Origin of the sequence: Pyramidobacter sp. YE332 (assembly GCF_033060595.1) — a bacterium.
Classification (GTDB): Bacteria; Synergistota; Synergistia; order Synergistales; family Dethiosulfovibrionaceae; genus Pyramidobacter.
The window spans coordinates 2,220,406-2,231,968 of sequence record NZ_CP133038.1 but is presented as its reverse complement, the minus strand read 5'-3'; the positions used below and the strand labels follow the sequence as shown (position 1 = coordinate 2,231,968).

Below are 11,563 nucleotides of genomic sequence, written 5' to 3'. Positions count from 1 at the left end.
GCATCTGAATAACGGACAAGGCGACCTCTACAGGGGGCCGCCTTGTTTTATTGGAGGACATGCGAGATGACGAAAAAATCTTGGCTGTTATGGCTGGCGGCGGTTGTCGTTGTCGGACTGCTGGCGTTTATCTATTGGCGTCAATATCAGGACTGGCGTGAGACGGACGCGCTGATCTCCCGCCTGCGCGAGAGCGCCGCCACGTCCGAGCGCCGGGCGGATGCCATCGTGGACGCCACCAGACAAAGGGAGGTGACTGTTCGTGCTCAAGCCAAAAAGCGGACTGATGATCTACCTGCTGACCGTCTCGCTACTGCTCTCGACGTTCTGCTGGCAGAGTATCGCGCAGGCCGCTGATGTTCAGCGCGTCTCCGACGGGTATCTGCTCTCCGAGGCCGCCATGCGCGACACCATCGCCGGCTGGACGGCGGATCGCGAGAGCGCCCGCGTCCTGCGGCAGGGACTGGACGATCTGCGGGCGGAGATCGCCGCGCAGGCGGAGGATACGCGGCGGCTCGTCGTGGACCTCCGGCGCGAGCTGGCGGCGGAGCGGGCGGAGTATAATAGACGCATCAGGCGTGGACGGGCACAGGGGCTCCTGCTGGGGTTGCTGGTCGGAGCTGCGAGTATGGCCATAGCAAAATAAAGAGCGGGCATCGTCTGTCATTGACGGTGCCCGCTCTTTTTTGTTTTTCACTCATATGTCGGGGTGCCGTCACGCAAAGCATCCAGATAGTCGGCGTAGACCTGCATCATCGCCGTGCGTTCCTCGATGTATTCGAAGCGGTTGTACGCATTACGCACCTTGTCGCGCTCCTTGTGCGACAGCTGGCGTTCGATCACGTCGCGGGGGAATCCCATGCCGTTCAGCAGCGTGCTGGCCGTCGCGCGGAAGCCGTGCACCGTCGTCTCCGGCGGACGCTGGTCTTCCGGCAGCGTCGCGTGCAGAGTTTTCACGGCGTTGAGCAGCAGCGTCTTCGGCAGCTGGGCCCCCTTGATATCGGACGGAAAGATCAGCGCCTCTTTGCTGGTGAATGAGCGCATTTTTTGCGTTTCCAAAATCGCCATGGCCTGGCGCGACAGCGGCACCACATGATCTCGCTGTTCTCGCCGGCGCTTGGTGTGAGACGCGGGAATGATCCAGAGACGTTTTTCAAAGTCGATTTCCGCCCACGTTGCTTGGCGCATCTCCTTCTGGCGCACGAACGTGTACATCACAAACAGCAGCGCCAGACGCGTCGTCGGCGTGGAAACGGTGTCGATGGCGCGCATCAGGCGCCCGACGCCGGCAGGATCGGTGACCGCCGCGAAGTGCTGCTGCTCCGTGTCCTCGGGCGAGTCGGGGATCAGCGCGCGCGACAGATTGCCGGCCGGGCTTTTGCCGAGCACGCCTTCGTCGAGCGCGTAGTCGAACAGGCCGGTGACGATGGTCGCGGTGCGCTGGGCGGTCTTGTACGAATGCTCTTTCTGGATCCGCTTCAGATCCATGACCAGCTCGCGGCGCGTCACGTCGGCGCAGGGTTTCTGCCGCAGCGCCGCGCTGAAATACGAGAAGCGCAGGCGCTTGATGTACTCCTCGTCGGGCGTTTTCTTGCGCACGAACTCCGTCAGCCAACGGTCGGCCAGCTGCTGCAAAGACGGTCCGCGCAGCGCCCGCCCGTTCAACAGATCTTCGGCGATGTTGCTCGCCTCGATGCGGGCGTCTTTCAGCGACATGTCGGGATACCTGCCGATCGTCCGGCGAGCCTCCACGCCGCCGATGCGCGTGCGGATGACCCACTTCTTCAACCCGCTGGGGTAGACGCGCAGATACAGACCATTCGCCGTATCGGCCAAGACATACGCCTTGGCTTCCGGCTTTGCCTGGTCGATCGTCACCTTCGTCAGCGGCGTGCCGTCAGCCTTCTTTTTCTTCCCCGTTCGATCGAGCATTTTCAACGCCTCCGTTTCAAGTCACCGATTTTAGCGGTGACTCGAAACGATAGGGCAGTTTTAAGTCACCACTTTACGTCACCGATCGAGCATAATAACAACCAATGACACTTAACGACTTTAAACGAATTATAACAAACAGAGACGTTGCGGCGCAACGTCCCCAATCTTTAATCTTCGTTGAAAAACATTGCTTGTCAACGGCAAAAAGATAAAAAAATGGAGCCGACTCCCGGATTCGGACCGGGGACCCCATCCTTACCATGGATGTGCTCTACCTACTGAGCTAAGTCGGCTTAAAAAATGGTGGTAGCGGGTGGATTTGAACCACCGTAGGCTCTCGCCGTCAGATTTACAGTCTGATGCCATTGACCACTCGGCCACACTACCACGTCGTATGAAGTTGTCAAAACTGGAGCCGGCGATCAGAGTCGGACTGATGACCTGCTGATTACAAGTCAGCTGCTCTACCAACTGAGCTACGCCGGCCTGACAGGAAGACATTATAAAGGGTTTTCGTCAAAAGTCAACGGGCAAATGCAAATTTCTTCGTTCGCGGCGTGCGGCTCGGGAGAACAACCTCCATCCTGTGTCGTCCTTTCGACGAGCCTTCGGCGGGCGAAAAAGCGCGAAAAGAGCGCGGCGAAACGGCCGCTTGTTCGATGAAAACGACCGCTCCGCCGCCTCGCTTTTCAATTTTTCGCGCCGTTCCGTCCTGCCGCCGCGGGCGGAACGGCGTCGGGCAGCTTGAACCGTTCCGAAAGGCCGAGCGCGTAGTCGAGATCGGCGCGGCTGCTGTTCATGTCGTAAACGGCGTCGACGAGCTGAGTGCGGGCGTTGGTCAGGGCGGTGCGGGCGTCGAGCACGTCGAGGTTGGTGCCGACGCTGGATTTATAGCGCAACAGGGCCATGCGGTAATCTTCCTGCGCGCTGGCGACCTGGCGTGAAGCCACGTCGATGCGCTGGCGCGCCGATTCGAAGTTCAGCTGCGCCGACGAGACCTCCAGCGCGACCTGCCGTTTCACGTCTTCGATCTGGGCGAGCAGTTCCTGCGCCCGCGCTCTGTACTCCTTGACCTGGGCGCGGGCCTTGCCGCCGTCGTAGAAATCCCATCGCAGGCTGAGCGACAGCTTCCACGTGTCCAGATCGTCGGGCCAGAAATCGCGCCCCGTGTTGAAAACTTCTCCGCCGGCGACAATCTTCGGACCGGTAGACGCGCGCGACGCGGCGGCGACGGCCAGCGCGGCGCGGCGCGAGAAATCGAGCGCCTTCAGCTCGGGACGCAGGGCGTAAAGGCTGGCCTCGTCCCAGTGGGGCGCGTCTTTCGGCGCCGCGTTCCGGTCCGGCTCCGGCAGGTCGAATTTCGAGCGCAGCTCGGTGCCGACGGCGCGTTCGAGCGCGCGCCAGCGCACGTCCACGGCGTTTTTGGCGGAGATCACGTTCAGCTCGCCGTTGGACACGTCGACTTCCACGCGCAGCACTTCGTCCTGAGCGACGACGCCGTACTTGAAAAAGTTCCTGACCTGCGACAGATGTTCTTTGGAAAGCGCGAGCACCTCTTCGGCCACGGCCAGCTTGGCGCGGGCGCGCTGCAGGTTGTAATAGGAGACGAGCACGGCGTTCTCCACGGCCTGGCCGGTGCGGACTTCGCGGGTCTGAATGCCGCGGAAGGCCATTGTGCGCGCGGCGATCGTGTTCTCGACGGCGCCGCTGCTGAAAAGCAGCCACTGCACGCCGAGCGCGGCCTGATACGCCTCTTCGAAGGAATTGAGGGCGTAACCGCTGAAAACTTTAGGCGGATCGGACTTTGGATCGACGGTTACAACAGCAGGAACTTTTCCCTCCTCGCCCTGCCACGCCCCGGCGAGCGCGGCGTACAGCTTGGGCAGTTTGTCGGCGCGGGCCTGGGCGAGCTGCTGCCGGGCCTGTTCGATGCGGGCCTCGGCGGCCGCCAGCGAGGGATTGTTCGCGCAGGCCAGTTCAAGGGCCGTCTCCGTCGTCAGCACGGGACGTTCGGGGCGTTTTGAGGCGCGGCCGTCCTTCGCCGCGGCGGGGACGGCCAGCACAGCGGCCGCCAGAAGAGCGGCGATCGTTTCCTTGTACACGGGCATCAGCCTCCTGATCGGTCGGGCTTTTTCGCGCCCGACGAAAGATGCGTTGCCGCCATTATACATAAATTTGCGGGAATCAAGAAGCCGCAGCGGCAATTTTGTTCAGTTCCTGTAACCTGTTCGAAACGAAAACGCCCCGCCGTGAGGCGGGGCGTTCGCGTGCGATTTTCTCGCTATGCCAGGGCGGCCTTGAAGACTTTTTCCACGTCGGCCTTCTCGGCGTGCCCTTCGTGAACTTTCTCGCCGTCCACGAAAAACGTGGGCACATAATAGTAATCGTACTTCGCGGCGACGTCGGGCTGTTTCTTCTCGTCGACCATCTCGAACGGAACGGCGGCGTACTCGGGGTGTTCGGCCTTCAGCTCGTCGAGGCACTTGCGGGCCAGCTTGCAGTGAGGGCAGCTTTCGAACATGAACATGGTGATTTTTTCATCGTGGTTCCTCCTTGGATAAATAAAATCGAAGCCTAAAATTCGTACAGCACTTCCACGCCTTTGGGCAATCTTTGTGGTTCGAGCAGCGGCAGAGGATCGAGCGCCGCGCCGCCGCTGAAAAGGCCGAGGTGGAGGTGCGGTCCGGTGACGCGCCCCGTCGCGCCGGAAAGGGCGATCGCGTCGCCGGCTTTCACTTTCTGGCCGGCTTCGACGAGGTTCTTCGAAAGATGGAAATAGGCGGACAGCACGCCGCCGCCGTGATCCACGTAGACGGCGCCGCCGGAAAAATAATGGGCCCCTTCGAGCACGACCGTACCGTCGGCGATCGCTCTGACCGGCGTACCGACGGCGGCGCGCAGGTCGAGGCCGCCATGGCCGCTGCGGGGCACGCCGTTGTAGACGCGGAAGCCGCCGAAATACGCGGTGGGGATCCCCGGCACGGGGGCACGTAACGGCGCGGCAGCACGCCGCCTTTGCTGCGCGTCGCCAGCGCTTTCCGCACGAGCTGGCGCTCTTCGGCGATGCGTTTCAACTCCGACTGAGGCGGAGTGACCATCTTCGGCGCGACTGTGAGCACCTGTTTGGGGTAACGGTAGCCGGTCACTTTGATTTTTCGTTCGGCCCGGATCCGGCCTTTGGCACCGCAGTCGAACTCTACCTGCACGGGCAGCGTCGATCCGGCCAGTTTGGCGTCGTTGGGCGCGCCGAGGATCGTGCGCACGGCGTTGCGGCGCGGCGCGAGGACAAACTTTTGCCCGCGCCACGTCACCGTGACGTCGCCGATCGCTTCGTTGGCGCGCAGCTCCAGAAAAAAAGGCTGACCGATCGGCGCCTCTTCCGGCACCGTCAGCCGCATGCGCGCGGCAAACGCCGCCGGCATGAATGCGAACGTCAGCAGCAGCGCCAGGACAAATTTCTTCACTTCTTCTCTCACCTCTGAAAAAATTCGCCCGGGCGGCGAAAGCTTTTGGGCCGGCCAGACGTCACTCAAGCTCTCTCAGCTTGCGGCGCAGGATCTTGCCCGAAGGCGACACGGGCAGGCTCTCGACGAAATCGACCTTGCGCGGGATCTTGTAGTTGGCGAGTTTGCCCTTGCAGTATTCGATGATGTCGCGGTCGGTGACCGAAGCGCCTTCCTTGAGCACGACGAAAGCGCGCGGGATCTCGCCGTTGACGAGGTGGTGCATGGCCACGACGGCCGCCTGGGCGATCGACGGATGGACGTTGAGGATGCGTTCCACTTCCTGGGGATAGACGTTGAAACCGCCGACGATGATGATGTCGGTGAGGCGGTCGAGCACGGTGATGTAGCCGTCCGCGTCGTATTTGACGACGTCGCCGGTGTCGTACCAGCCGTCGGGGGCGAGGCGCTCGGCGGTGACTTCGGGCGCTTCGTAGTAGCCGTGGAACACGGACTTGCCGCGCAGTTTGAGCACGCCGGGCGTTTCCGGCGGCAGCGCGTTGCCCTGCTGATCGCAGACTTTCCACTCGTAGCCGGGCAGGACGGGACCGATGGTGCCGAGCTTGCGCGTCTTTTCGTCGTTGTTGAAGGTGACGACGGGTGAGCACTCGGTCGTGCCGTAGCCTTCGAGAATGGGATGGCCGAACAGCTCCATGCTGGCCTGGTCGAGCATCGTATTGAGCCGGTCGCCGCCGGTAATGACGGCGCGGACCGAGTTGATCTCGATGGGATTGTGTGCGGCCGAACGCTTCAGGAACTCGAGCATGGCGGGCACGAGGAACAGCACGGTACAGCCGGCGTCGCGGATCGCCTCGAGCGTTTTCAGCGGCGGCATGAATGCGGGCACGGCGGCGACTTTCGCGCCGGCGTATTGGGGCAGCAGCATGGAGAGCGTCAGGCCGAAGGAGTGGAAGTTCGGCAGCGCCCAGATGATCGTGTCGCTCGGATAAATCGGGAAATGTTTGCAGATCGAGCGCACGTTGTCGACGAAATTTTCGTGGCTCAGCGGCACGGCCTTGGGCAGGCCGGTCGTGCCCGAGGTCGTGAAGAACACGGCCCAGTCGGACGTCGTCGTTTTGCGTTCCACGCCGCGGAATTTGTCAAGCGTGCCTGTCGTCGGCTCGATCTCCACGACGGGGTAGCGCAGCACGCCCGCTGCGGCTTTGGCGTCGCCGCGCGCGACCGCGATCGCGAACGGCTGCACGAGGTCGATGGTGGGCAGCAGATTGTCGGTGCCGGCGCGCATGTTCAGCGGGACCAGCGTGCCTTTCAGGGTCCAGACGGCAAGAGTCAACGTCAGCAGCGCCGGGCAGTTGGGCAGCAGCGTCATGAGCCGCTGCCCTTCTTTGAAACCGGCCGCCGTCAGCGCTTCGCGTTCCGCGGCGACGGCGTCCAGCAGCGCCTGCCCCTTCAGCCACTCCCCGTCCCACCAAAACACATCCGCGGCGGCGCGTTTTCTCAAACTCTCCAGCAGGAGATCTTCAAGACGTTCCATTTGTTTCCTCCTCAGATAAAGCGGCGGCAGAATCTCCGCGCCGGCCGGCTCATTTCTCAGCTTGGCGCGCCCTGGCAAGGACGCATTTCAAGAATTCTACACGATTCTCCTTTTCAAGGCAAACGGATGCTTTTATGTCTTCAGTCCGGCTCAGCACTGATACTTCATGGGCACGAACTGGGGCATTTCGCTGAAGCCGAGCTTCTCGTAAAAGGCTTGGGTGCCCGGAGCGCCGACCAGACCGATCCAGTCGATCCCGACGGCGCGGAGTTCCTTCACAAGCCGGGAAACGATCTTCTTCCCCCAGCCCTGACCGCGGTAATCGGTGCGCACCACGATGTCCTGAATGTAAGCGTCGCTGACGCCGTCGGAAAGGGCGCGTCCCATGCCGACCAGCTCGCCGCCGTCGAACAGCGCCACGAACCGGAAGGAATTGGCCACCATCGCGGGGATGACGTCTTCGCTCCAGCCCTCTTCCCACCAGCCGGCATCCATGTAAAGATCGACGACCGCCTCGGGGCGGAGCGATGTAACCACTTCAAGGCGCAGTGAATTTTCCAATTAAGAAGCACCTCCATGAGAAATGTAACGCGATATTTTCTTCGATCACCGGTTATATGGTAATTTTTCGCCGCCAAATTGGCAAGCGCCGATTGCAGAATTTTGTCGCCGCGTCCGCCCCCAAAAATTCGGCGGCGCGTTTCTTCGGCACGGAGCCGGGGCTTCGTCATTTTCCGCCGCGCAAAAAACGTTTTCATCTTCGTTATGTTTCATTGAAGCGGCTGCGACTCCGTGTTATAATGACGGCAATCGAACATGGAACTCCGTTTAAAGAGGAAGCCGGTGGAAATCCGGCGCGGCCCCGCCGCTGTAACTCGGACAAATCCGAAGCACGTCACTGATCGCGTTATTGGGAAGACTCGGACGAGGATGAAGAGAAGCCAGAATATTCTTTAAAGGGAGCTTGCAAAGGGGGAATGTTTGCGTGGGCGAACTCCTGTGCGGCTGACCAGTGACAGCCGCGGCGGAAGGACACGACGCAGGGTCGTGTCTTTTTTTGTCTCCCGAGGCCCGAGCTTCGGAAAAAAATTTCATGAAAGGTCGTCTGATGAATATGTCCTTTAAGTCCATGATTCTCGCCGTCACCCTCGTGGCCGTCGCTTTCTCCGGGATCGCCTGCGCCAAGGAAGCCAAAAAGGAAGAGAAACAGGCCATCCTGATCACCTCTTTCGGCACCTCCATGCCCAGCGCCCGCAAAGCGATCGACAATCTGGTCGTCGCCGCCAAAAAGGCGTTCCCCGGCGCCGAGGTGCGCTTGGCCTTTACCTCCAACATCATCCGCCGCAAGCTGGCCCGCGAAGGCAAGAAGAACGTTCCCCCACGCCCGTCATGGCTTTGGCGCAGCTGAACGACGAAGGGTTCGCTACGGTCGGCGTGATGCCGACGCACATCATCCCCGGCGCCGAATACGACGAGATCAAGAACGTTGTCGAAGCTTGGGGCGAACTGAAAGGCAAATACGGCATCAAGGATCTGCGCCTCGGCAAGACGTTCCTGTCCAGCGTCGAAGGCTGCGACGAGATGGCCGCGATCCTCGTGAAGAGATTCGAAAAACTCGCCGGCAAGGACACCGCCGTCGTGCTGATGGGACACGGCACGCCGCACCATATCGCCAACGCCATGTACAGCCAGCTTCAGGTCGCCCTAAACAAAGTCGCCGACGGCCGTTTCTTCATCGGCACCGTCGAGAACACGCCGCTGATCGAAGACGTCGTCGCCGCGCTGAAGAAAGCCGGCTACAAGAAGACGCTCGTCTCGCCGCTGATGATCGTGGCCGGCGACCACGCCAACAACGACATGGCCGACAAAGACGATCCGGAGTCCTGGTACAGCATCCTCAAGAAGGAAGGCTTCGCCGTCGAGACTTACATCAAGGGCCTTGGCGAGGACAAGAACGTTACCGCCGCCTTCGTGGAACACCTGAAGGAAATGATGAAGTAAACATGCCTCCGTCGCCTGTCGGAAATCTCGAGCGCTGGCGTTCGCAACTTCGTGCGCGATACTTCCGCCTCGGAGCGGCGCTCGGCGTTCTGCTCTTTCTGACGGCGCTGTGGCGAATCACGCAGGGAGAGTGGAATATTCCACTCTCCCGCGTCTTTGAACTGCTCTCGCCGTTTCTTCCCGCCGCCGAGAGCGAGACCGCCGAGGCGCTGGTGATCCGCGCCGTCCGCCTGCCGCGGTTCTTCGCGGCGGCGGGAGCCGGGGGGCTGCTCGCCGTCTCGGGTGTCGTCCTGCAGGGGCTTTTGGCCAATCCGTTGGCCGAACCTTACACGCTGGGCATCGCCGCGGGCGCGGCGTTCGGCGGCGCGGTGGGATTTTTCTTCGACCGCTTGGCGGTGACGCCGACGGCGTTCGCCGGCGCGCTCGGTTCGCTGGCGCTGGTCAATCTGATCGCGCGCAAAAACGGCGGCAGCGGCGCGTATCTGGTGCTGGCGGGCATCGTCGCCAACGCCGTGCTCTCGGCGGGGGTGACGCTTCTCAAGGCCGTCGCCGACGACAAGCTGGGAGCGATCGTGCTCTGGCTGATGGGCAGTTTTTCCGGCGCTTCGCCCGCGGCGGCGCGTCTGGTCTGGCTGGGCGCGGCGATCACGCTGGTCCCGGCCTGGCTTTACGGGCGACGGCTCGACGCCGTCTCGCTCGGCGAAGGGCAGGGGGAAATGCTCGGCGTCGACGAGAAAAAACTGCGGCGGCGTCTGCTCTGCGCCGCATCGCTGGGCACGGCCATGAGCGTGAGCAGTTTCGGCATCATCGGTTTCGTGGGGCTGGTGGCGCCGCATGTCCTGCGGCTCCTCATCGGGCCCTCGCACCGGCCGCTGCTGGTCTTCAGCTTCCTCGCCGGCGCTCTGCTGACGGCGCTGGCGGACGGAGCGGCCCAGCGTCTCGGGGAACTGCCCGTCGGCGTGATCACGGCGCTGATCGGCGGCCCTTTTTTCTGCTGGATTCTGGTGAAAAGAAAATGACCGCGCCGTCTCTTTCGTATTGTTTGCGCGATCTCAGCGCCGGCTACGGGGACCGCGAAGTCCTCAGAGGCGTTTCCGGCTCGGTCGAACCGGGGTTGGTGACGGCTCTGATCGGCCCCAACGGCAGCGGCAAAAGCACGCTGCTCAAAACGCTGGGCGGTTTTTTGCCCTATCGGGGCAGCCTCGCGCTCGGCGGGCGCGAGATCCGGCGCTGTCCTCGCCGCGAGCTCGGCCGCCTGCTCGGCGTCGTCGCCCAGCAGGCGGTCATGAAAGCGGCTTTCAGCGTCTACGACGTGATCGGTTTCGGCCGTCTGCCGTACCAGCGTCTGCTGGCTCGGCGCTCGCCCGCGGACGACCGTGCCATTCAGGCGGCAGCCGAGCGTCTGGAAATCGCGTCGCTGCTCTTCCGCCCCGTCACCGAACTGTCGGGCGGCGAGCGGCAGCGCGTGCTCCTCGCCATGGTACTGGCCCAGGATCCGCCCATCTTTTTGCTCGACGAACCGACTTCGGCCATGGATCCCCGCCAGGCCCAGCATGCCTTCCGCCTCATGCGCGGGCTTGCCGCCGGCGGGAAAACTGTGATCGTCGTCGCCCACGACATCAACGCCGCGCTGTCCTGCGCCGACCGTTATCTCGCTCTCCGCGGCGGCGAACTGATCGCCGCCGGGCGCGCGGATCGCATCGACGGCGGCGTGCTGGAAAAACTTTACGACACGCCGTTCGTCCCCTACATTTCGCCCGAAGGTGATAAAGCATGGCATCCTTCTTCAAAAAAACGCTGATCATTTTTCTGATGGCGTTCGTTTGGGCCGCGCCGGCGACGGCTTACGAGCGCATCGTTTCGCTCTATTCGGGGCACACCGACAACATTATCGCCCTGGGCGGCGAGGGAAGGTTGATCGCGCTGTCGAAAAACGACGAACCATCGCGCCTCACCGATCTGCCGCGCTTCGCCCTCAACGTCGGCGCCGAGGCGCTGCTGGCGCTCAAGCCGGATCTCGTGCTGACGCGTACGCTGGTGGAAAAGCAAAATCCCGAACTGCGCGGCGTGCTCGAACGCGCCGGAGTTCCCGTCATGCGCGTCGATCCGCCCTCGTGGGACTCTTTCACCGCCTACCTGCGGGCGCTGGCGCCGCTGATCGGCGTTGCTCCGCAGGCGGCGGAAGCCCAGTTCGCGCAAGCCTGCGATGAAATCCGGCAGGCAGCGGCGGCGCGACGAGGCGGCCGCCCCGCGCCGTCGGTCTTCGTCGAAGCCACGGCCAAGGAACTGCACACCTGTTCCCCCGATTCGTGGGCGGCGCATCTGATCGAACTGGCCGGAGGCGCGAACGCCGCCGCGGAAGCCGAACCGATCCGCCGCGGCAGCGCCGTCGCTCCCTGGGGAGTAGAGCGCGTCATGAAGCTGCTCGCCGGGGGACTGGACGTCTACCTCGTCCAGCACGGGCCGATGAACCGCGCCTCGCTCGACGAAGTCAAAGCCCGCCCGTGGGCGGCGGCGCTCGCTTCCGTCAAGCTCGCGCAGATCCCCGAGTACTGGCTGAGCCGTCCCTCGCTGCTTGGGCTCAAAACGGGCGGGGCGGAATTGATCCGCATTTTTTACGGAGAGTGAT

The 11,563-nt window shown here is 62.7% G+C and carries 14 protein-coding genes, 3 tRNA genes and 1 riboswitch; of the genes, 8 read left to right on the top strand and 9 right to left on the bottom strand.

All coding sequences use genetic code 11. The features are described 5' to 3' along the window. The first annotated feature begins 66 nt into the window (after positions 1 to 66). Both RAH42_RS10550 and RAH42_RS10545 read left to right on the top strand, forming a co-directional pair. Positions 67 to 357 (top strand): transposase, encoded by a 291-nt coding sequence (locus tag RAH42_RS10550; RefSeq protein ID WP_317539441.1) that lies wholly within the window; start codon positions 67 to 69, stop codon positions 355 to 357. After that, positions 263 to 646 carry a chemotaxis protein gene (locus tag RAH42_RS10545; RefSeq protein WP_317539440.1) on the top strand — a complete coding sequence of 128 codons (384 nt, stop codon included), beginning with the start codon at positions 263 to 265 and terminating at the stop codon, positions 644 to 646. Before RAH42_RS10550 ends, RAH42_RS10545 begins: the two co-directional genes overlap by 95 nt. Before the next feature lie 47 nt (positions 647 to 693). Here the strand turns inward: RAH42_RS10545 and RAH42_RS10540 are convergent, their stop codons facing one another. The 7 genes from RAH42_RS10540 to RAH42_RS10510 form a co-directional block, all read right to left on the bottom strand. Continuing rightward, entirely contained in the window at positions 694 to 1,932 is a 1,239-nt protein-coding gene (locus RAH42_RS10540; protein WP_317539439.1) for a tyrosine-type recombinase/integrase, read from the bottom strand. A gap of 220 nt (positions 1,933 to 2,152) precedes the next feature. Continuing rightward, a tRNA-Thr gene (locus tag RAH42_RS10535) sits at positions 2,153 to 2,228 on the bottom strand. A gap of 8 nt (positions 2,229 to 2,236) precedes the next feature. Further along, positions 2,237 to 2,322 (bottom strand) — tRNA-Tyr (locus RAH42_RS10530). 23 nt (positions 2,323 to 2,345) lie between these two features. Next, positions 2,346 to 2,421, bottom strand: a tRNA-Thr gene (locus RAH42_RS10525). Between the two features lie 203 nt (positions 2,422 to 2,624). Further along, a complete protein-coding gene (locus tag RAH42_RS10520; RefSeq protein WP_078016308.1) occupies positions 2,625 to 4,043 on the bottom strand; it encodes a TolC family protein in 1,419 nt (472 codons plus the stop codon). A gap of 173 nt (positions 4,044 to 4,216) precedes the next feature. Next, positions 4,217 to 4,462, bottom strand: a complete 246-nt coding sequence (locus tag RAH42_RS10515) for a thioredoxin family protein (RefSeq protein ID WP_317539438.1) — start codon at positions 4,460 to 4,462, stop codon at positions 4,217 to 4,219. 47 nt (positions 4,463 to 4,509) lie between these two features. Continuing rightward, complete coding sequence (locus RAH42_RS10510; RefSeq protein WP_317540258.1) at positions 4,510 to 4,866, bottom strand: M23 family metallopeptidase; 357 nt, start codon at positions 4,864 to 4,866, stop codon at positions 4,510 to 4,512. 246 nt (positions 4,867 to 5,112) lie between these two features. Between RAH42_RS10510 and RAH42_RS10505 the strand changes: the two genes are divergently transcribed. Beyond that, positions 5,113 to 5,298, top strand: coding sequence for a hypothetical protein (locus RAH42_RS10505; RefSeq protein WP_317539437.1), 186 nt, complete (start codon positions 5,113 to 5,115; stop codon positions 5,296 to 5,298). A 162-nt stretch (positions 5,299 to 5,460) separates the two neighbouring features. Here the strand turns inward: RAH42_RS10505 and RAH42_RS10500 are convergent, their stop codons facing one another. Beyond that, positions 5,461 to 6,933 (bottom strand): AMP-binding protein, encoded by a 1,473-nt coding sequence (locus RAH42_RS10500; protein ID WP_078016290.1) that lies wholly within the window; start codon positions 6,931 to 6,933, stop codon positions 5,461 to 5,463. Positions 6,934 to 7,083: 150 nt separating this feature from the next. After that, positions 7,084 to 7,494 carry a GNAT family N-acetyltransferase gene (locus tag RAH42_RS10495; RefSeq protein WP_078016289.1) on the bottom strand — a complete coding sequence of 137 codons (411 nt, stop codon included), beginning with the start codon at positions 7,492 to 7,494 and terminating at the stop codon, positions 7,084 to 7,086. A gap of 220 nt (positions 7,495 to 7,714) precedes the next feature. After that, a riboswitch (cobalamin riboswitch) is annotated at positions 7,715 to 7,906 on the top strand. A 135-nt stretch (positions 7,907 to 8,041) separates the two neighbouring features. Between RAH42_RS10495 and RAH42_RS10490 the strand changes: the two genes are divergently transcribed. The 5 genes from RAH42_RS10490 to RAH42_RS10470 are packed head-to-tail and all read left to right on the top strand — an operon-like array spanning position 8,042 to position 11,562. Continuing rightward, positions 8,042 to 8,341 (top strand): sirohydrochlorin cobaltochelatase, encoded by a 300-nt coding sequence (locus RAH42_RS10490; RefSeq protein WP_317539436.1) that lies wholly within the window; start codon positions 8,042 to 8,044, stop codon positions 8,339 to 8,341. Further along, complete coding sequence (locus RAH42_RS10485; RefSeq protein WP_317539435.1) at positions 8,323 to 8,934, top strand: sirohydrochlorin cobaltochelatase; 612 nt, start codon at positions 8,323 to 8,325, stop codon at positions 8,932 to 8,934. The genes RAH42_RS10490 and RAH42_RS10485 overlap by 19 nt, the downstream gene beginning before the upstream one ends. Positions 8,935 to 8,936: 2 nt before the next feature. Further along, a complete protein-coding gene (locus RAH42_RS10480; RefSeq protein WP_078016288.1) occupies positions 8,937 to 9,953 on the top strand; it encodes an iron ABC transporter permease in 1,017 nt (338 codons plus the stop codon). A 23-nt stretch (positions 9,954 to 9,976) separates the two neighbouring features. Next, the gene (locus RAH42_RS10475) at positions 9,977 to 10,735 is read left to right on the top strand and encodes an ABC transporter ATP-binding protein (RefSeq protein WP_240496138.1); all 759 of its coding nucleotides are present in this window, start codon (positions 9,977 to 9,979) and stop codon (positions 10,733 to 10,735) included. Positions 10,736 to 10,746: 11 nt separating this feature from the next. Then, a complete protein-coding gene (locus RAH42_RS10470; protein ID WP_168170046.1) occupies positions 10,747 to 11,562 on the top strand; it encodes an ABC transporter substrate-binding protein in 816 nt (271 codons plus the stop codon). Position 11,563 lies beyond the last annotated feature (1 nt).

What these genes read in the sequence shown, in the direction of transcription:
- RAH42_RS10550 (WP_317539441.1), top strand. Translation starts at nt 67, where the DNA reads ATGACGAAAAAATCTTGGCTGTTATGGCTGGCGGCGGTTGTCGTTGTC.
- RAH42_RS10540 (WP_317539439.1), bottom strand. Translation starts at nt 1,932, where the DNA reads ATGCTCGATCGAACGGGGAAGAAAAAGAAGGCTGACGGCACGCCGCTG.
- RAH42_RS10520 (WP_078016308.1), bottom strand. Translation starts at nt 4,043, where the DNA reads ATGCCCGTGTACAAGGAAACGATCGCCGCTCTTCTGGCGGCCGCTGTG.
- RAH42_RS10515 (WP_317539438.1), bottom strand. Translation starts at nt 4,462, where the DNA reads ATGTTCATGTTCGAAAGCTGCCCTCACTGCAAGCTGGCCCGCAAGTGC.
- RAH42_RS10500 (WP_078016290.1), bottom strand. Translation starts at nt 6,933, where the DNA reads ATGGAACGTCTTGAAGATCTCCTGCTGGAGAGTTTGAGAAAACGCGCC.
- RAH42_RS10490 (WP_317539436.1), top strand. Translation starts at nt 8,042, where the DNA reads ATGAATATGTCCTTTAAGTCCATGATTCTCGCCGTCACCCTCGTGGCC.
- RAH42_RS10485 (WP_317539435.1), top strand. Translation starts at nt 8,323, where the DNA reads ATGGCTTTGGCGCAGCTGAACGACGAAGGGTTCGCTACGGTCGGCGTG.
- RAH42_RS10480 (WP_078016288.1), top strand. Translation starts at nt 8,937, where the DNA reads ATGCCTCCGTCGCCTGTCGGAAATCTCGAGCGCTGGCGTTCGCAACTT.
- RAH42_RS10470 (WP_168170046.1), top strand. Translation starts at nt 10,747, where the DNA reads ATGGCGTTCGTTTGGGCCGCGCCGGCGACGGCTTACGAGCGCATCGTT.